Source organism: Streptomyces pactum (assembly GCF_002005225.1).
In the GTDB taxonomy this organism is placed as follows: domain Bacteria; phylum Actinomycetota; class Actinomycetes; order Streptomycetales; family Streptomycetaceae; genus Streptomyces; species Streptomyces pactum_A.
Genome location: NZ_CP019724.1, coordinates 528,127 through 546,163 on the forward strand (window position 1 = coordinate 528,127; position 18,037 = coordinate 546,163).

20 protein-coding genes and 2 pseudogenes are annotated in these 18,037 nt (G+C 72.9%); 9 read left to right on the forward strand and 13 right to left on the reverse strand.

Translation table 11 applies throughout. The annotated features are described in order from the left end of the window. Nucleotides 1-142: 142 nt before the first annotated feature. A pseudogene (locus B1H29_RS39040) lies at nt 143-330 on the reverse strand (cytochrome P450); the annotation flags it as partial. A 202-nt stretch (nt 331-532) separates the two neighbouring features. Next, a complete protein-coding gene (locus tag B1H29_RS02240) occupies nt 533-1,417 on the reverse strand; it encodes a LysR family transcriptional regulator (RefSeq protein WP_055421374.1) in 885 nt (294 codons plus the stop codon). A 105-nt stretch (nt 1,418-1,522) separates the two neighbouring features. Between B1H29_RS02240 and B1H29_RS02245 the strand changes: the two genes are divergently transcribed. Then, nucleotides 1,523-2,404, forward strand: a complete 882-nt coding sequence (locus B1H29_RS02245; RefSeq protein WP_055421636.1) for a PhzF family phenazine biosynthesis isomerase — start codon at nt 1,523-1,525, stop codon at nt 2,402-2,404. A 147-nt stretch (nt 2,405-2,551) separates the two neighbouring features. On the opposite strand, the pseudogene B1H29_RS39045 reads toward B1H29_RS02245, so the two are convergent. Further along, nucleotides 2,552-2,743, reverse strand: a pseudogene (locus tag B1H29_RS39045) (epimerase); the annotation flags it as partial. A gap of 135 nt (nt 2,744-2,878) precedes the next feature. On the opposite strand from B1H29_RS39045, the gene B1H29_RS02255 reads away from it, so the two are divergent. Continuing rightward, entirely contained in the window at nt 2,879-3,715 is an 837-nt protein-coding gene (locus B1H29_RS02255; RefSeq protein ID WP_055421635.1) for a lysozyme, read from the forward strand. Between the two features lie 44 nt (nt 3,716-3,759). Here the strand turns inward: B1H29_RS02255 and B1H29_RS02260 are convergent, their stop codons facing one another. From B1H29_RS02260 to B1H29_RS02285, 6 genes are all read right to left on the reverse strand, one after another. Next, nucleotides 3,760-4,467: an FAD binding domain-containing protein gene (locus tag B1H29_RS02260; protein ID WP_055421373.1), complete on the reverse strand. Its 708-nt coding sequence runs from the start codon at nt 4,465-4,467 to the stop codon at nt 3,760-3,762. Between the two features lie 599 nt (nt 4,468-5,066). Continuing rightward, complete coding sequence (locus tag B1H29_RS02265; protein WP_055421372.1) at nt 5,067-5,870, reverse strand: alpha/beta fold hydrolase; 804 nt, start codon at nt 5,868-5,870, stop codon at nt 5,067-5,069. Beyond that, nucleotides 5,867-6,718, reverse strand: coding sequence for a hypothetical protein (locus B1H29_RS02270; protein ID WP_079159967.1), 852 nt, complete (start codon nt 6,716-6,718; stop codon nt 5,867-5,869). The genes B1H29_RS02265 and B1H29_RS02270 overlap by 4 nt, the downstream gene beginning before the upstream one ends. A gap of 101 nt (nt 6,719-6,819) precedes the next feature. Continuing rightward, entirely contained in the window at nt 6,820-7,593 is a 774-nt protein-coding gene (locus B1H29_RS02275) for a class I SAM-dependent methyltransferase (protein ID WP_055421634.1), read from the reverse strand. An 81-nt stretch (nt 7,594-7,674) separates the two neighbouring features. Beyond that, on the reverse strand, nt 7,675-8,292 hold the full coding sequence (locus B1H29_RS02280; protein WP_079159968.1) for a sigma-70 family RNA polymerase sigma factor: 618 nt from the start codon (nt 8,290-8,292) through the stop codon (nt 7,675-7,677). A gap of 187 nt (nt 8,293-8,479) precedes the next feature. Beyond that, nucleotides 8,480-9,205: a hypothetical protein gene (locus B1H29_RS02285; RefSeq protein WP_079159969.1), complete on the reverse strand. Its 726-nt coding sequence runs from the start codon at nt 9,203-9,205 to the stop codon at nt 8,480-8,482. A gap of 347 nt (nt 9,206-9,552) precedes the next feature. On the opposite strand from B1H29_RS02285, the gene B1H29_RS02290 reads away from it, so the two are divergent. Beyond that, entirely contained in the window at nt 9,553-10,158 is a 606-nt protein-coding gene (locus tag B1H29_RS02290) for a flavodoxin family protein (protein WP_055421369.1), read from the forward strand. A gap of 64 nt (nt 10,159-10,222) precedes the next feature. Here B1H29_RS02290 and B1H29_RS02295 read toward each other — a convergent pair whose 3' ends face one another. Then, a complete protein-coding gene (locus B1H29_RS02295) occupies nt 10,223-10,774 on the reverse strand; it encodes a hypothetical protein (protein ID WP_055421368.1) in 552 nt (183 codons plus the stop codon). Between the two features lie 204 nt (nt 10,775-10,978). Between B1H29_RS02295 and B1H29_RS02300 the strand changes: the two genes are divergently transcribed. Then, nucleotides 10,979-11,542 (forward strand): Dps family protein, encoded by a 564-nt coding sequence (locus B1H29_RS02300; RefSeq protein ID WP_055421367.1) that lies wholly within the window; start codon nt 10,979-10,981, stop codon nt 11,540-11,542. A gap of 102 nt (nt 11,543-11,644) precedes the next feature. On the opposite strand, the gene B1H29_RS02305 is transcribed toward B1H29_RS02300, so the two are convergent. Beyond that, nucleotides 11,645-12,001 carry a PRC-barrel domain-containing protein gene (locus B1H29_RS02305; RefSeq protein ID WP_055421366.1) on the reverse strand — a complete coding sequence of 119 codons (357 nt, stop codon included), beginning with the start codon at nt 11,999-12,001 and terminating at the stop codon, nt 11,645-11,647. A gap of 169 nt (nt 12,002-12,170) precedes the next feature. Between B1H29_RS02305 and B1H29_RS02310 the strand changes: the two genes are divergently transcribed. The 3 genes from B1H29_RS02310 to B1H29_RS02320 all read left to right on the forward strand — a co-directional run bounded on the left by B1H29_RS02310 (nt 12,171) and on the right by B1H29_RS02320 (nt 14,427). After that, nucleotides 12,171-12,524 carry an STAS domain-containing protein gene (locus B1H29_RS02310; RefSeq protein ID WP_055421365.1) on the forward strand — a complete coding sequence of 118 codons (354 nt, stop codon included), beginning with the start codon at nt 12,171-12,173 and terminating at the stop codon, nt 12,522-12,524. After that, entirely contained in the window at nt 12,521-13,450 is a 930-nt protein-coding gene (locus tag B1H29_RS02315) for an anti-sigma factor RsbA family regulatory protein (RefSeq protein WP_055421364.1), read from the forward strand. The genes B1H29_RS02310 and B1H29_RS02315 overlap by 4 nt, the downstream gene beginning before the upstream one ends. A 131-nt stretch (nt 13,451-13,581) precedes the next feature. Continuing rightward, nucleotides 13,582-14,427, forward strand: coding sequence for an RNA polymerase sigma factor SigF (locus B1H29_RS02320; protein WP_055421363.1), 846 nt, complete (start codon nt 13,582-13,584; stop codon nt 14,425-14,427). 8 nt (nt 14,428-14,435) lie between these two features. Here the strand turns inward: B1H29_RS02320 and B1H29_RS02325 are convergent, their stop codons facing one another. Further along, on the reverse strand, nt 14,436-15,554 hold the full coding sequence (locus B1H29_RS02325) for a Ku protein (RefSeq protein WP_055421362.1): 1,119 nt from the start codon (nt 15,552-15,554) through the stop codon (nt 14,436-14,438). Nucleotides 15,555-15,783: 229 nt separating this feature from the next. Between B1H29_RS02325 and B1H29_RS02330 the strand changes: the two genes are divergently transcribed. Beyond that, a complete protein-coding gene (locus tag B1H29_RS02330; protein ID WP_055421361.1) occupies nt 15,784-16,905 on the forward strand; it encodes a lipid II:glycine glycyltransferase FemX in 1,122 nt (373 codons plus the stop codon). 14 nt (nt 16,906-16,919) lie between these two features. Here the strand turns inward: B1H29_RS02330 and B1H29_RS02335 are convergent, their stop codons facing one another. Beyond that, nucleotides 16,920-17,660 carry a class I SAM-dependent DNA methyltransferase gene (locus tag B1H29_RS02335; protein WP_055421360.1) on the reverse strand — a complete coding sequence of 247 codons (741 nt, stop codon included), beginning with the start codon at nt 17,658-17,660 and terminating at the stop codon, nt 16,920-16,922. Between the two features lie 135 nt (nt 17,661-17,795). Here B1H29_RS02335 and B1H29_RS02340 point away from each other — a divergent pair, with 135 nt between their 5' ends. Further along, nucleotides 17,796-17,984, forward strand: coding sequence for a hypothetical protein (locus tag B1H29_RS02340; RefSeq protein WP_055421359.1), 189 nt, complete (start codon nt 17,796-17,798; stop codon nt 17,982-17,984). The last annotated feature ends 53 nt before the right edge of the window (nt 17,985-18,037 follow it).

Consider the following 18,037-nt stretch of genomic DNA (forward strand, 5'->3'; position numbering starts at 1 on the left):
CCGCCCCGGTGCCGGCAGCCCTGCCACGGCCTTCGCGTCGGTGCCGTCCGGGTCGCGGTACGGCACCGGGCCCACGACCGGAGTTGAGGCCGCGACGGTTCGGTCCGCGACGGTTCGGTCCGCGACGGCGGCCCGCGACGCTTCAGCCGGCGACGGGAGTGAAGAGGACCGGCAGGGCCGTCAGTCCACGCGTCCAGATGGACGGCGCCAGGTCAGCTCCTCGGGCTCGACCTCCAGTACCGGGTCGGGGAGGCGTTCCGGCAGGGTCTCGACCGCGGTGCGGGCGATGACGTCGGCGAGCAGCGGAGCCGGGTATGGGCACCGGGGTTCTGCAGGAGCCAGGTGAGGCTGTTGCCGGTGGTCTGCGCGATGGGTGAGGGGACGGCGGTTCCTGGTTCTCCGGTCACCGGCCGGTTCCTCCGATCTCACGAGCTCGAAGGGTGAGGGGCGCCTGTACACGCGATGCGGTACGGGCTGCCCCGAAGCGGGCGGCTCGGACTCCGGCGCCGCCCCGCCGGCCGCCCCGGGCCGCTCAGTCGCGCAGGTGCCGCACGAGTGCCCGCGCGACCTCCTGTGCGGCCGGTGCCGCCCACCGCCGGCGGTGCCGGGCCAGCCGTACCGGCACGTCGGGAAAGCGCGGTCCGTCGACCCGTACCAGCCGCCCCCGCCGCAGCTCCTCCTCGACGGTGGTCAGTGGCAACAGGGTCAGCCCCAGTCCGGCCGCCACGCAGTTGCGTGCCGCGTCCACGCTCCCGAACCGGGTCAGCCGCGGCCGCCCACCCGGCTCGTCGAGCAGCCTCCGTGCCAGCGCGTCACTGTAGGAACAGCCCTCCTCCAGCAGGAAGAAGCTCTCCGCCGCCAGTTCCGGCCAGCTCGCCGCGTGCGCCCGTGCGGCGAGGGGGTGCCCGGGAGCGGAGACGAGGGCGAGCGGCTCGTGGGCGACGGGGTCGCCCGTCACGTCGGGGTACTCCGTCTCCTCCAGCAGCAGCGCCAGGTCGAGCCGTCCGGACCTCAGCCCTTCCAGGCACTGGGCGGTCCCGGCCGCGTACAAGTGGACGTCCACCTCCGGGTGGGTCGTCCGCAGGGCGGCGACGACGCCGGGCAGACGGCTCGCGCACAGGGACTCCGGACTGCCGACCACCACCCGCCCCGATACGACTCCGGTGGCGTCGCAGGCGGCCCGCAGCCGGGCCTGGGCGTCGAGTACCTCCTCGGCCCGCTCCAGGATCCGGTGGCCGGTGTCGGTGAGCAGCGCTCCGGTGGGCAGGCGGTCGAAGAGCCGGACGCCGAGATCCCGTTCCAGGGTGCGGATGTGCACGGTGACCGTGGACTGGGCCACGTGCAGTTCGGCGGCGGCAGCGGTGAAGCCGCCCGTGCGGGCGAGCGTGATGAAGGTCGTCAGCAGTCGGGTGTCCACCCGGCCAGCCTATGCGCTTTCTCGATGGGAAGCATCGTGATCCATCGTTGGACACGATCGGTGCCGGGTGGCAGCGTGGACGTCATGAACACCGACGTGACGGGAATGAGCGACGGGGCAGACCGTTCCGAGCCGCTGAACGAGACCGAGATCCTGCGCTACTCCGCCTTCACCCACGACCCGGTGGGCGGGAATCCGGCCGGGGTGGTCCTCGACGCCCGGGGCCTCGACGACGCGGCGATGCGGGCGATCGCCGCCGAGGTGGGGTACTCCGAAACCGCGTTCGTCACCGGCGGCGACGCGTCGGCGCGCCGGTTCCGGGTCCGCTACTTCAGTCCCCTCGCCGAGGTGGCGTTCTGCGGGCACGCGACGATCGCGCTGGCCGTCGCCCTCGCCGAGCGGCTGGGGCCCGGCGAGATCGTCCTCGACACGCCCGCCGGCGAGATCCCGGTCTCCACCTCGGCCGACGACTCCGGCGCGGTGCGGGCCACGCTCACCAGTGTGCCGACGCGTTCCCGTCCGGCTCTCGCCACGGAGCTGGACGCGGCGCTCCGTGCGCTCGGCTGGGCACCGGAGGACCTGGACCCCGCGCTGCCCCCGCACGTGGCGTTCGGCGGCAACGACCATCTGGTGCTCGCCGCGGCGTCGCGGGCCCGACTGGCCGGACTCGACTACGACTTCGACGGGCTCGCCGACGTCATGCGACGTCACGGCTGGACGACGGTGGACCTGGTGTGGCGCGAGTCGCCGGAGCGCTTCCACGCCCGCAACCCGTTCCCCGTCGGTGGCGTCGTGGAGGACCCGGCGACGGGAGCGGCGGCCGCCGCGTTCGGCGGGTACCTCCGCGAGCTGGGCCTCATCACCCGGCCCGGCACGATCGCGATCCGCCAGGGAGAGGACATGGGCCGCCCCAGCGACCTGCTCGTCGACGTGAGCCCGCGGGACCCGCGCATCCGGGTCACGGGACAGGCGGTGCCGATCCCTTAGGCACGTCGGCCGGGTCTGTAAGGTGGCTTCTGCATCGCCGCCTCGGCGTGCGTTGCTCCGTACACTCGCCTCCGTACGCGTCCCCGAGCATGAGCGGGCCGAGCCTGCCGCCGGGGCCGTCGGCCCGCGGCGGGGCCGCGGCTCCGGCAGAGCCACCCTGCGCGTGTGCGGGGCGCCGGCCCGCTCCTGTTCCCGCTCCCAGGCCTTGGCGATGTCGACGCTGCAGGACCAGTAGTCCGGGACTTCGGGTTCGGCTCCGCCGAGTACGCCGGTGGCCTCGTCGTTCGACGCGTCGAAGCGGTGGGCGTAGACGGTGGCGGTGCTCATCTGCAGCCAGATCACCGACCCTACCTCAGATTTGAACGCGTTCAAACGCGAGGGGCGGCGTGGCCCCACCCTCGGGGGCACACCGCCCAACACCGTCTGGGCGCCTGTGGGATGCGGTGGGGCACGACAGCGGATCGGATGGGTGCCATGCGTAAACCCATAGCCGTGGCGCCCAGCCACTCACGCCGCCTGCTCACGACAGGCGTCCTCCTCGCCTCCCAGTCACTCCTCCTCGCCCTGTCCGCGGCCCCCGCGTCGGCCGACGACGTGCGGGCGCCGGTCCGCGGCACCGCCTACATGGGCAGCGGTGTCCTCGCCCACGAGGGGGTCCAGGGGCGGCCCTCCGACACCCGCACCACCCAGACGGAAGGCGTGGACGTCTCCAGCCATCAGGGCAACGTCGCCTGGCCGACCCTCTGGAACAGCGGGGTGAAATGGGCCTACACGAAGGCCACCGAGGGAACGTCCTACCGCAATCCCTACTACTCCCAGCAGTACGACGGTTCGTACGACGTCGGCATGATCCGCGGCGCCTACCACTTCGCCATCCCGGACGGCGCCGGCGGTGCCGCCCAGGCCGACTACTTCGTCGACCACGGCGGGGGCTGGTCGAAGGACGGCAGGACGCTGCCGGGCGTCCTCGACATCGAGTACAACCCGTACGGGGACACCTGCTACGGCAGGACGTCGAGCCAGATGGTCGATTGGATCCGGGACTTCCTCGACCGGTACAAGGAGCGCACCGGCCGCCAGGCCGTGATCTACACCTCCACGAACTGGTGGAAGCAGTGCACCGGGGACTACAGCGGCTTCGGCTCCACCAACCCGTTGTGGATCGCCCGGTACGCCTCGACCGTGGGCCCCCTCCCGGCCGGCTGGGACTTCCACACCATGTGGCAGTACACCTCCTCCGGACCGACCGTCGGGGACCACGACAGGTTCAACGGGGCGCTCGATCGGGTCAAGGCGCTGGCCAACGGCTGACGCGGACCACCGGGCCGCCGGCCGGCCGCCCGGTGACCGGTGCGTCAGCCGAGGATGCCGGCGACCTGCTCACGCACCACGTCCCAAGCCGTGGGCGGCAGGGCGCCGACGTCCGTGCGCTCCAGAGCGCCCAGTACGTCGTCGGCGCCCGTGTCGCACGGTGCGGACTCGCTGACCACCTCGTAGCCGTCCCGGACGGCGATCCGCAGGCGGTGCCGCCCCTCACCGTCGGCGTGCACGGCGGTGGCGACGACCAGCGGCGGCGGCCCGCCGGCTTCGGCGGGCTGCTTGCGGTAGCCGCTGACCGTCGGGACGCGCCAGTTCAGGCCCAGCAGCAGGTGACGCTTCGCCATGACCTCGGCGAGGTCGGTCTCGTAGGGCCGGTCCGGCCCCAGCACCGTGGCCCGGGCGTCCAGGACGAGGGCTGCGGGCAGCAGGCAGCGCAGACTGCTGCCGACGAGGTTGCCGCCGACCGTGGCGGTCCGGCGCACCGCTCCGGTGCCCACCGTGCCGGCCGCCCTTCGCAGCACCTCGGGTACGCGGTCGTCGACGCGGTGCAGCAGCACGGCCGCGCCCAGCGTCTCGGGTCCGACCGCGGTCGCCTCGGGCAGGTTCCGCAGCGACATGGCCAGGTCCGGGAAGCCGTCCCGCTGCCAGGCGGCCCACACCAGGGTGGCGCCACCGACGGGCACCGCTCCCTCGGCCATGCACTCCTGCGCTTCGGACACGGATGTGGGCAGACGCAACAGCATGGCGATCGACCTGCTTTCCCCGGAAGGCGGCGGTGGACGACCCCGCGCCTCCCGCCGCGTGATCACGGCCACTGCGCATTGTCCGCAGCGCCTCGGGGGCGCGTACAGGGCTCACTCATTAACCGGGTGCGCCCTTCGCGCGCCGGACAGGGCGCTTGTAGTAGCGCCGGGGGAACGCTCCGGCGCCGACCTGCGTCCACCCTTGTTGCACCCGCCGTTCCGCCGCGCCGGCCGCGTCCGGGCCGGGCCGCCCCTTCTCGGCGAACCTCTGCTGCACGCCTGCCGGCTCACACCGGGGACACCGCTCACGGGGTCCCAGCACTGCCCCGCGGCTCGCGCGCCCCGGACCGCTTCGCGCGGGAGCCTGCTCGCCTCCCCGGCACCGACGCGACTGGTCTCCACCAGGCGGACACAGCCCCCGGCATCCTGCTCCAGCGACTTCACCAGTCCTCCCGGGGCATCGAGAACGGCGGCTGCGATGCCCTCCCGGATACGCCGGGTCTCCTCCTCGGTGAGCAGTTCGGTCCCGCTCACCGCCGCGCTCCCTTCGCCTCGCCGGTGCGCAGCGGCTCCGGGCCGTCGGGCGCGGGCCCGCGAGGTCACATCCGTGCGGCCAGGAAGTCCAGCAGTACGGCGTTGAAGCGCTCGGGCTGCTCGGCACCGGGCAGGTGACCGGCCTTGTCGACGACGGCCAGGACGGAGTGCGGGACGAGGTGCTGGATGGACTCCGCCTCCGCCACCGGGGTGTAGACGTCGTCCGCGCCCACGACGATCAGGACCGGCGCCTCGACGGCGGCCAGGACGTCCCGGTAGTCCGGGCGTTCGGCGCGCCCGCGCAGTGCCGCCGCGGCGCCGCGCGGGTCGGTGGCGCACATCATCTCCAGGACCCGGGTGGCCACCTCCGGCATCGCGGTGACGTTGTAGGCGGCGAGCATCTTGTCGATGACCTCGTGCGCGTAACCCTCCATGCCCTCGGCCAGGAGCCTGTCGGCCAGCCGGTTGCGGAACCGCTTGCCCTCGGCGGTCTCGGCGGGCGCCGAGGTGTCGGAGAGGACGAGCGCCCGTACCCGCCCCGGGTGACGCGACTGGAACTCCATAGTGATCTGACCGCCCATGGAGACGCCGCCGACCACCGCGCGCTCGATCTCCAAGTGGTCCAGGAGGGCGGCCAGGTCGTCGGCGAAGTCGGCGAGCAGGACCTTGCCGGTGCTCACGCTGCTGCGGCCGTAACCACGCAGGTCGGGGGCGACGACCCGGTGGCCGGCCTCCGTCAGTGCCGTCACCTGCGGTGCCCACAGGGTCCGGTTGAAGGGGTGCCCGTGGATCAGGAGGACCGGAAGGCCCGTCGAGGGGCCGAAGTCGTCGTAGTGGATCGTGGCGCCGCGCACGGTTGTGGAGTTCATTCCGGGCACCCTAACGGGGTGTCACCCGGCAGGGCACGCGGCGGGTGGACGTCTCGAGGGGGGAGCAGCCCCCCGGTCAACTCTGCACGCAGTTCCTCCCCTTCCTTGTGGACCAGCGCGGGCAGCCGCGCGTTCCACTCCCGCGCCGCGCCGTCCAGCGCCTCGGCGATCGACCTGTGTGCGCGGCGCCCCATGAACGCCATCACGACCGGGAGCAGGGGCCGGACGAGGGAGCGGCCCCTGACCCGCGCCTTCACCGTCACCCGCCAGCGTCCGTCGGGGGCCGGGCGCGGTACGACCGTCACGGTGGCGCGGGCGAGTGCGTGCGTCAGGGTGCCGCCCAGGGGCGCGGCGAGTGGGCGGCGGTTTCGGCCCGCCGCCGACGGCCACCAGCGGCCGAGGTCGAGGTGCAGACGCACGGTGCCGCCGAGGTACTCAGCCCGCTTGCCCCCGGTCGTCCCCAGCGTCGCCGTGAGCCACGCCTCCCGCGGCCGCGCGGCGCTCAGCAGCCGGAGTACACAGGTCAACCGGGCGGGGTGGGCCGGGTCTTCGTCGACGGTGACGACCTCGAGCGCCGTCTCCCGACGGCGGTCCCAGGCGAGGACGGTGGCTGCCCGGTCGGCGTCCGGCTGCCCGTCCTTGCCGTTCACGGGCCGGTAGCGGGCACCCGGCCGCAGGTGACTCCCTTCGGACAGGACCAGACCGGGCAGTGGTCGCCCGTCGGGCAGGCGCAGGCACCCTCCGTCGGAGTCGAGGTCCTCCGCGACGTCGTGGAGGGTGGTGACGCATGACTCGAACCATTGGCGGGGTACGGGCGCCAGCGTCACGGTGTGCTGAAAGCGGGCCATGGGGACAAGGATGGACGCCCGGGTGCGCCCGGTCATGGGTGGGACCCGGCAGCCAGTCGACGAAGTCGGTTGCCGGGTCCCGGGGGCGCCCTGGCTCCCGGTCACCCGGTCCGCCGCGGGGCGGGGCCACCGCGCTGCGGCCGGCCTGCCTCGGGGCGTCGTGCGACGAAGACGAACTCCCTGCCCGCGCGGTCGGGTGCGTCGCGCACCTCCTCCACCACGTAGCCCGCTGCCTCCAGGTCCGCCACGACCTCCCGCCGTTCGCGGAAGCGCAACGTCGAGTCGGAGGTGAGCACTTCGCCGTCCGGGGCGAGGACATAGGTCCAGCGGAAGCTCACCAGCGGCCACCTCACCTCCACCAGCCGGCACCAGCTCTCGACCCTGCCCGCGCCGGGGATCTCCGTGACCCGGTGGGTCCGGTCCCGGTTCCACTCCTCCCAGGCGCGCCGGGCCGGGTCCCGGGTCTCGAACACCAGGCGTCCGCCGGGGCGCAGGGCTTCGTACGCGCCCCTCAGGGTCCCGTGCCACAGCCGCGTGCCGGTGATCGCCTGGGAGACGTTGGCCGTCATGGCCGCCAGGTCCACCCGCAGCCCGGGCGTCGAGGTGGCGTCACCCTCGATCCAACGCACGAGGTCGCCGCCCGCCTTGCGCCGGGCCACCTCGACACAGGCCCCGGCGGGGTCCACGCCGACGACCTCCAGGCCGCGGCGGGCCGGCAGGAGGGCGAACACGCCTGTTCCGCAGCCGATGTCCAGCACCCGGCTCGCACCGAACTCCCCGGCCATGCGCACGTACGCGTCCAGGTCGCCGCGATCGGGGTCGAGGGCGTCGTACACCGCGGCGAGCCGCGGATGCCGGAAGCATTCGTCAGCCATGCGGCCGACGGTAGCCGAGGCCCGGGCGCGGTGGGTCCGGGTCACCTGGCGACCCGGACCCGCTCCCCTCCCGGCCGGCCGTCACGCGGCGGCGGCCACCGGCCCGGGGCACTCGGCGTCGTTCAGCCACTCGATCAGGGAGGTACGGGCGCGGGCGACCCGTGAACGCACCGTCCCTACCGGGCACTCGCTGACGTCGGCCGCCTCCGCGTACGGCAGCCCCAGCATCTGGGTGAGGACGAACGCCGCACGGCGGTCGTCGGGCAGCGTCGCCAGCAGGTCGGCGAGGGCGATGCCGTCGTCGAAGCCGGGCAGGTCCCGTGGCTGGGCGCGCTCGGCAGCCGACTCCCAGTCGTCCGTCGCCGCCAGGCGGGGCCGGCAGGAGTCGTGACGGATGCTGTCGACCACCGCGCGACGGGCGATGGCGAGCAACCAGGTGCGGGCCGAGGAGCGGCCCTCGAAGCGGTGCAGGCTGCCCAGGGCCCGCAGGAAGGTGTCCTGGGTCAGGTCGTCGGCGCTCTGCGGATCGGCGCCGAGGAACGTCACGTAGTGGCGGACGTCCCGGTGCAGGGCGCGGACGAAGCGGTCGACGGCGTCGGGGTCGCCGGTGCGCGCGGCCAGTGCCCAGGCCGTGATCGACGCCTCCTTCGCGTCTTTGACCGACGGCCGGGGTGGTGAGGGCGGGGCGGAATTGATCACCTGTGTCGTCCTTCTCGGAATCAGGGATCCGGTCTTGTCGCAGGGCCGGTCCGAGCGGGACGGGCCGGCGGCACGGTGAGACCGGACACGGGGCGGGCGGCCGGGCGCCGGAGCGCGCGGCCGGTGCCCGAGGCCTCCCGCCGACGGCTCGGTGTGCTCGCCGGCTGCCTCGGGGAACCTGCTGTCGTCACACGACAGCGACCCCGGCGGGCGGACCCCGAGAAGTGATCGCGTGGGCGAGGAGGAGGCGGCGCTGTGTCCGGCCCGAGGACGCCCGGCGGACCCGGACGCGCGGCCGGTGCGGCGGCGCCGGCAGCCGGAGCGGCAGACGCAGTGGCGCGACGAGCCGGGCGGCGAGGCAGCGCACGACGCGGAAGACGGCGCGTTCGCCGTGGGCGAGCCAGAGCCCGCACAGCAGCGCGGCCACCAGGTGGGCGGTGAGCATGCCGGCCGAGGACGTGCCGCCCACGGCATGTCCCGCGGGGCCCGCGGCGTCCAGGCCGGGCATGGAGTGCCCGAGGTGGAGGCCGTGGTCAGCGCCCCCCGTGGACATCGGCATGGTGCCCCGCTCCGCGCCCGGGCCGGACGGCATCCGGCACAGCAGGATGTCCAGCCACCGGCGCGACAGGGACTCCTCGCCCGAGGACCGCGGCCCTCCCGTCGCCTGGGCGAGCGAGAAGGAGGCGTGCAGTGCGGTCTGGGCGGCCACGGCGACACCGGTGACGGCGAGCGGTCCGCGTTCCCGGCCGGCGAGCCACCAGGCGGTGGTGCCCGTCGCCGACGCGCCCGCGGCCATGGCCCACCAGGGGACCGCGGTGCCGGACATCAGGATGTGGCCCAGGGCGGCGAGCAGCACGCAGACGGCCGCGAACACCGCGGCCCGAAGCGTGCGGGAACACCACCCTGCGGTCATTGGCGGCCTCATCCTCGCATCCGGGCTTCCGTGCTCACCGGTGGGTACGGATTCCGGTCCGGCCCCCGACTCAACACGACGGCCATGATCCACGCCACACTTCACACACGTACGGTCGGCCGAAGTACCGGTCCGGTTCCCGGCCGTCCCCGCCGGACCGGAGCAGCGGCGAGGCCGACTGGACGGCATCGCCCCCGCCCTGAGCCGGCCACGGCCGGGCCGCCCGCCCCCTTCCTGCCGCTCCTCCCGCCTCCCCGCTCCCCCGTTCCCCGCCGCGCGGGTCCGGGCGGGTGAACGGCCCCACGCCGGGACGCTCGCAAGCCGCTGTCGGGGGAAGAGGGGTAAGCATGCGCGCACTCGTCATCAACTGCACCCTCAAGCCCTCCCCCCGGCCGTCGAACACCGAGGCCCTCGCCGCCACGGTCATCGCGGCGCTCAAAGGCCACGGGGTGGAGGTGGACGTCGTACGGGCCGTCGACCTGAACCTGAAACCCGGGGTCGAGACCGACATGGGCGACGGCGACGACTGGCCGGGCGTGCACGAGAAGCTCCTGGCGTCGCAGATCCTGATCATCGCCTCGCCCACCTGGCTCGGCCGCCCGTCCTCGGTCGCCCAGCGGGTCCTCGAACGCATGGACGCCATGCTCGGCGAGACCGACCACGAGGAACGCCCCGTCGCCTACAACCGCGTCGCCGGGGTCCTGGTCACCGGCAACGAGGACGGCGCCCACCACGTCATCAGCGAGATCAGCGGCGGGCTCGCGGACATCGGGTACACCATTCCCGGGCAGGCCTGGACCTACTGGCACCTGGGCCCCGGGCCAGGCCCCGACTACCTCGACGACGACCGCGGCCACGACTGGTCGACCTCGACCGGCCGGGCCATGGCGTCCAACCTCGTCCACGCGGCGCGAGCGCTCGGCGCGATGCCCCTGCCCGCTCCGCCGTCCTGACCTCGTCCGCGCGCACCGCGGGAGGGCGCCCGTCCGGGTACCCGTCGGCACGGTGCATCCGTCGCTAGCGCCCGGTGATCGGCGTACGCGCCGCCCCGGCCGGCGCGGGACGGCGTCGGCGGTAGTAGGAGACGGTGACGGCGCCGAGCAGCGGGCCCCAGGCGATCAGCGGCAGGTAGGCGAAGCCGAGCAGTGTGTCGCCGAGCGGGGTCATGTCGGGGTGGGGAGTGGCCCACCACCACGCGAACGGGGTCCACAGGGCGGTCAGCACGACGGCGCCCAGGCCCGCCGGGAGGACCGCCGCCAGCACCGGGACCGGCCGCCCGCCGACCAGCGGGATCCAGCGCGGGACCACCTCGCCCCACGGCCGGACCAGGCCGAGCGTGAGCAGGGCCAGCGCCTCGCTCACGACGCTCAGCCCGACCACGTACACCACGCCCCATCCGGCGATGCCCATCGCCTCGTACCCCGCATCGGTGTAACCGGCCGGCTGCCCGGCCGCCAGCAGGAGGCGCCAGATCCCGGTCGGCAGGGTGAGCAGCGCGGTGGTGTGGGCGGCGCGGACCGCCCAGCGGGCGGGGGCGGGGTGCTGTGGTGTCGTGGTCATGTACATCATCCTGTCGGCGGGCCGCCGGCCCGGCGTCGCTCCCGGGGACGGTCCGGAACGGGGCGCCGGCAGGACATTTCGACGGTTGACTCACCCGCCCGGGGGAGACCCGTCCTCCTCAGGGACAGCACCCGTGCATGTCTGCCGTCGCCGATGCGGGGCAGTCGTACACGTGCAACGACGTACGAAACGCATGAGGAGCTGGTGTCCGCCATGACGCACGACCTGACCCCGAAGTACACGGTCCCCGGCATCGAGCGGGAGGCCGCCGGCCGGCTGATCGGCGTGCTGCGGCTTCGGCTGCACGCCCTCAACGACCTCCATCTGACCCTCAAGCACGTGCACTGGAACGTCGTGGGCCCGCACTTCATCGCCGTGCACGAGATGATCGACCCGCAGGTCGACCAGGTGCGCGAGATGGCCGACGACGTCGCGGAGCGCATCGCGGCGCTCGGCGGAGTGGCGCAGGGCACGCCCGGGGCCCTGGTGGCCGAGCGGCCCTGGGACGACTACTCCATCGGCCGGGCCGACGCCATCGCCCATCTCGGCGCACTCGACGTCGTGTACACCGGTGTGATCGAGGGCGTGCGCGCGGCGGTGAAGGAGGCGGGTGACATCGACCCCGCCACGGAGGACCTCCTGATCGGTCAGCTCAGGGACCTGGAGCAGTTCCAGTGGTTCGTGCGGGCTCACCTGGAGAGCTCCGGAGGCACCCTGGCGACGGGCAGCGCGACGTCCGAGACGGAGGCCGCGGAGCGCGGCGCGGAACTCGCCTAGGGCCCGGCCGCGGTGGCGCGAGGAGCGGGCCGGTCGTGCCGGCGACGGCGCGGTCGGCCCCCGGGTGCGTCCCCGCCCGGGGGGCCGCCCGGCGTGGAGGGTTCAGCGCCGGCCGAGCCGGCGCTCGCCGCGGCTGCCCTGCGCGTAGGGCAGGTGGTAGTGGGCGAAGAGGGCGCCCTCGTCCTCGGCCGCGAGTTCGCCGTCCGGGTCGATCCCGGGCGCGTCCTTGACCAGCGACTTGTCGTAGTTCACCTTCAGGTAGCCCGGACCGACGGTGGCCCTGTCCACCGGGACGAACACCAGGCGCCTGCGGGTCGGCAGACCGATCATGACCGCGGCGAACGCGGGCCGGTCGGTGCCGGTGTCGAAGTAGACGGATTCAAGAGTCCCGATCTTGTGGTTGTCACCGTCCACGACGTCATGTCCACGCCACTCACGGATGTTGTCTGCTTCAAACATGTCGGACCTTCCTTCCGAGGACGCTCACTGTCCTGTTCCCCGCTTCGTACCCCTCTCGCATGTCTTGTCCCCGCATCGGCGTACGACGCCTGATCGCGATAGGCTGCTCGGCCGGACAAGGCGCCCGGGTGTGGACGGACACCCGGCGGATTTCCGAAGGAGACCGAGTGTGGATGCCACAGGCCCCGGGGGCGGACCGCCCCGGGTGCGGAGCGGGGCCGTACTGGAGGTGGGCCCACTGTCCGGCCGCCCCGGTCTCCGGGCCAGCGGAGAGATCAGCGTGACCACCCGCCCGTCCTGGGAGAAGGCCCTCACCGAGTTGTCCAGGCGGCACACGGACGTGTCCTACGTGGAACTGTCCGGCGTGCGGTTCGTCGACGTCGCCGGGGTCGCGGCGCTCGCCGTCACCGCCATCAACCTGCCCGGCGGACGGGTCGTGGTGGAGCAGCCCCCGCCGCAACTGCCGCGGGTGCTGGAGATGTTCTGGCCGTCCCTGCGGCGGATCGAGGTGGCTCCGCGATGAGCACGGTGACCACCGACGACGCCTTCGCGCATCCGGCGCTGTTCTACCGCTCGGAGCGCGAGTACGCCGACCGGACGGTGACGTTCGTACGGGAGGGGCTGGCCGCGGGTGAACCCGTGGCGGTGGCCGTGCCCGCCCCCAACCTGGAGCTGATCAGGGCGGGGCTGGGTACGGACGCGCGGGACGTCTCCTTCCTGGACATGTCGGAGGCCGGGCGCAATCCGGGGCGGATCATCCCCGGCGTGCTCAGGGCGTTCGCCGACGCGCACCGGCACGAACGGGTGCGCATCATCGGTGAGCCGGTCTGGGCCGGGCGCACTGCGGCGGAGTACCCGGCGTGCGCCCAGCACGAAGCGCTGATCAACGCGGCCTTCGCGGGCCGTCCCGCGACGATCCTGTGCCCGTACGACGAGGCCAAGCTGAACGCGGACGCGCTGGCCGACGCCTTCCTCACCCATCCGACGGTCATCGCAGACGGCCTGGAGCAGACCAGCGAGGCCTACGACTGGCACGCGGTCGTCGACCGCTACAACCAGCCGCTGGATCCCCCGCCGGACGCCGACGTCTTCGCGTTCGGTGCCGGGGAACTGCCCGAGGCGCGCCGCTTCACCGTCGACCGGGCCGTGTCGCTCGGGCTGGCCGAGCGACGCCTGCAGGACGCGGAGTTGGCGGTGGCGGAGCTCACCACCAACAGCGTGGTCCACGGCGGAGGGCACGGGACGCTGGCGATCTGGGCCGAGCCGGGGCAGTTGGTGTGCGAGGTCCGCGACAAGGGACGCCTCACGGATCCGCTGGCCGGCCGCCGGCCGCCCGAGCACGGGCAGATCGGCGGCCGCGGCCTGCTGCTCGTCCACTACGTCGCGGATCTGGTGCGGGTGCACACGACGGACGACGGCACCACCGTCCGCTTCTACCTCGGTTTTTGAACCGGTGCCGGACCGTGCGCCCGCAACGCCTACCGCGGCAGCATGTGTGGGTGCCTTGACCGGGGGTAGGCGCTCTTTCGTCGGCCGACGAGCCGGCGGCGACGGGGGCCGATCGACTGGGAGGGCACATCATGACGACGACGACCGCACGGGTCACCGAGCACACCAGCACGGGCATGCCGGAGGTAGCGGACCCGTCCAAGGTGGCGCCCAAGGACGCGCGGGAGTTGTCGAAGCTGTTCTTCCAGCAGCTCACGGTTCTCGAAGAGGGCACGCCCGAATACCAGTACGCGCGCAACACGCTGATCGAGATGAACATGTCCCTGGTCCGCTTCGCGGCCGGCCGGTTCCGCAGCCGCGGGCCGGAGGAGATGGAGGACATCGTCCAGGTCGGCATGATCGGGCTGATCAAGGCCATCGACCGGTTCGAGTTGACCCGCGAGGTCGAGTTCACCTCCTTCGCCGTGCCGTACATCGTCGGCGAGATCAAGCGGTTCTTCCGTGACACCTCGTGGGCCGTGCACGTGCCCCGGCGCCTCCAGGAGGCCCGTGTCCAGTTGGCCCGGGCCACCGAGGAGCTGCGCAGCCGCCTTGGCCGCAACCCCACCACCAGTGAACTGTCCGAGCTGATGTGCCTCCCGGAGGACGAGGTCGTCGAGGCCCGGCTGGCGGCCAACGGCTACAACTCCGCCTCGCTGGACGCGGCCATCAACGGCAGCGAGGACGGCGAGTCGGCCCTGGCGGACTTCATCGGTGCGGACGACGCCGCGCTGGGGCTCGTGGACGACTTCCACGCCCTGGCCCCGATGATCGCCGAGCTGGACGAACGCGACCGGCAGATCATCCACTGGCGCTTCGTCGAGGAGCTCACCCAGAAGGACATCGGTGAACGCCTCGGGGTCTCGCAGATGCATGTGTCCCGGCTGATCTCGCGGCTGCTGGCCCGCCTGCGGGAGGGCATGCTCAGCGACCACTGAGTGGCGCTTCAGGCGGCGGTCTTCTTCTTCCGGCGGCCTCGGGCGCCGGTGAGGGCGTCGATCAGCTCGTCGCGGCTCATCTTCGACCGTCCGGCGATGTCCTGCTCGGTGGCCCGCTGGTAGAGCTCCGCCTTGCTCAGCTCCCGGAGCTCGCCCCGTCCGGGCGGCGCCTCGCGGGAGGGGGTGGTGGCCTTCTTCCGGGGCACGGAGCCCTTCTTCCGGGGCTCGAGGTGCTTGTTCCGGGGCTCGGAGTGCTTGTTCCGGGGCTCGGTGTCCTTCTTCCGCGGGGCCGAGGTCCGCCGGCCGCCGGTGCGCTTCGTCTTCGCCGGTTCCTGCTCGCCGCCGGCTCCCTTCGCCTGCTCCAGGCTGCCGCGCAGGACCTCCATCAGGTCGACGACGTTGGTGGCCCGAGGGGCTTCCTCCGCGACGGCGACCTCCTTGCCCTCGGCCTTGGCCCGGACCAGCGCACGGACCTTCTCCTGGTACGTGTCGCGGTAGCGGTCGGGCTCCCAGGGCCCGCTGAGGGCGTCGACCAGCCGCATCGCCATGTCCAGTTCCTTGCCCCGGCCCGCCCGGCCCGAGGGCAGCTCGGGTAGCTCCTCGACCGGGTCGCGGACCTCGTCGGCCCAGTGCAGCGTCTGGAGGACCAGGACCCTGTCCTCGGCGCGGAGCGCGGTCAGGTACTGCCGGTTGCGCATGACGAAGGTGGCGACGCCGACCTTGCCCGCCTCGGCGAGGGCGGTGCGGAGCAGCTCGTAGACCTTGAGGAACTCCTTGCCGCGCGGGGCGACGTAGTAGGTGCGGCCGAAGTAGACCGGTTCGATGCGGTCGAGGTCGACGAAGTCGGTGATCTCGAGGGCCTGGGAGCGGCCCGGTGCGATCTCGTCCAGTTCCTCCGGCTCGACGACGACGTACTCGCCCTCGCCCACCTCGTACCCCTTGACGATGTCACCGGAGTCCACCTCCTCGCCGGTGCGCTCGTTGACCCGCCGGTTGCGGATCCGGTCCGAGGTGCCGCGCTGCAGTTGGTGGAAGTGGACCGAGTGGTCCTCGGTCGCCGTGAACAGACCGACGGGCACCGAGACCAGCCCGAACGTGATGACACCTGTCCAGATCGCCCGCGCCATGGCCGTCCGCTCCGTCCGTCCTGCCCGCACCGCCCAACCCGTCCACGCTCACACCCCGACCACGATCGTGCGCGCCGGACGGCGCACCCGGGTCAACAGCCGGGCGACAGCGCGCGCATCGGCCCCGGTCGGTATTCCCTGTGAAGTGCGGGACGGCGACCGGGCTCCGCGCCCTCGGCGTTTCCCGTCACGAGAAGCCGGACCACGTCGATCAAAGGGACCTTGACCCATGAGCTGTCACCTGAAGGCGATCACCCGCGAGGAACATCTGGACTTCGTCGCGGCCCGGCCTTCCGTGAGTCACCTGCAGACGCCCTCGTGGGGCGACGTGAAACCGGACTGGCGGGCGGAGAGCCTCGGCTGGTTCGACGAGAGCGGCGGCCTCGTGGGCGCGGGGCTGGTGCTGCTGCGGCCGTTGCCGAAGCTGAAGCGCTATCTGGCCTACCTGCCCGAGGGCCCGGTCATCGACTGGGGCGCGGCGGATCTCCAGCGGTGGCTGGAGCCGATGCTCGCCCACCTGAGGAAGCGCGGCGCCTTCTCCGTGAGGATGGGGCCTTTGGTGGTGGCCCGGCGCTGGAGCGCCGAGGCGGTCAAGGCGGCGATCGCCGACCCCGGGGCCCGGCGGCTGGGGGACGTGGAGCCCACCGTGCGCGAACCCGGCGCCGAGGGCGTCGCCGAGCGGCTGCGCCGGATGGGCTGGCGGCGGACCGCGCCGGGCGGCGAGGACGGCTTCGCCGCGGGCCAGCCGCGCTACGTGTGCCAGGTGCCGCTCGCCGGGCGGACGCTGGAGCAGATCCGGAGCGGCTTCAACCAGCAGTGGCGCCGCAACATCAAGAAGTCCGAGAAGGCCGGCGTCAAAGTCGTCCGGGGCGACCACGAGGACCTCCCGGCCTTCTACGAGCTCTACGTCGAGACCGCCGAACGGGACCGGTTCGTCCCGCGTCCCCTCGCCTACTTCCAGCGCATGTGGACCGCGCTGACGGCCGAGGATCCCGATCGCATGCGCCTCTACCTCGCCCATCACGACGGGGAGGTGCTCGCCGCGGCCACGATGCTGACCGTCGGCGAGCACGTCTGGTACTCCTACGGCGCATCCACGAGCCGCCGGCGCGAGGTGCGGCCCAACAACGCGCTCCAGTGGCGGATGATGTGCGACGCCCATGAACGGGGCGCGGCCGTCTACGACTTCCGCGGCATCACCGACACCCTGGACGAGGACAACCACCTGCTGGGCCTGCTCCGGTTCAAGACCGGAGCCGGCGGTGAGGCCGTGGAGTACCTCGGCGAGTGGGACTATCCGCTCAACAAGCTGCTGCACAAGGCCCTGAACCTGTACATGGCCCGGCGCTGAGCCGCGGGGGCCGGTCAGTCGGCGGGCTTCTCCCAGACCGAGACGTGGTGGCGGCTCTCGTGGGTGAAGGGTGCCCGGCTCCATCCCTCCCACCGGTCGCGCAGTCGCAGTCCGGCGAGCCGGGCCATCAGGTCGAGCTCGGCGGGCCACACGTAGCGGAAGGGGATGGACGAGTGCTCGGCCCGTCCGTCCACGATGCTCACGTAGTTCGAACTCATCGCCTGGGTGGCGGTGTCGTAGGTGTCGAACGCCCACTCGGTCGGGCCGACGCCGAACGGCACGGCGGTCTGTCCCGGCGGCAGCAGGCGCAGCTCCGGCACGCCCACCTCGATGACGAAGCAGCCCCCGGGCTCCAGGTGTCCGGCCGCGTTGCGGAAGCAGTCGACCTGGGCGTCCTGCGTGGTCAGGTTGTTGATGGTGTTGTAGACGAGATAGACGACCGTGAAGGCACCCGGCACCCGGGTCGTCGCGAAGTCGCCGATGGTCACCCCGACGGCGTCGCCGCCCGGTTTGGCGCCGAGCCGGGAGGTCATGGCCCGGGACAGGTCGATGCCGTGCACCGGGACTCCGCGGCCCGCCAGGGGCAGCGCGATCCGGCCGGTGCCGATGCCGAACTCGAGCGCTCGTCCCCCGCCCGCGAGTTCGGCCAGCAGGCCGACCGCCGGATCCACCGCGTCGGGCGTGAACCTGTCCGCCGACGACGCGTCGTATCGCGCGGCGACGTTTTCTCCGAAGTAGCCGTCCTCGTCAGACATGCGGGGACCGTACCGCTCGTCAGGCCTTCGGCGCCCGCGTTTTTCCACCGCGTGCCGACAGCGTGTACAGCAGCCCGTACAGCAGCGAGGCGACGACGAGGCCCGCCGGCAGGCGAGTTCCACGCCGCCCAGGGCGTGTGCGACCGGCACATCGAGACCGTCCCGGACGACACCCTGTGCCGGTTCGCGGAACTCGGTGTGGTGGCGTCCGTGCAGCCCACCCACTGCTGCGACTTCACCGTACCGGCCACCGAACCGGCCGAGGTGCCGCTGCTGTTGACGGTCCTCGACGGCGACCCCACGCATCGCGCCGCGAGTCTGTGATCCGGCCCGAGGGTTGCGGCCCACCCCGTCGTGGGCAGTGGGGTGATGTGGTC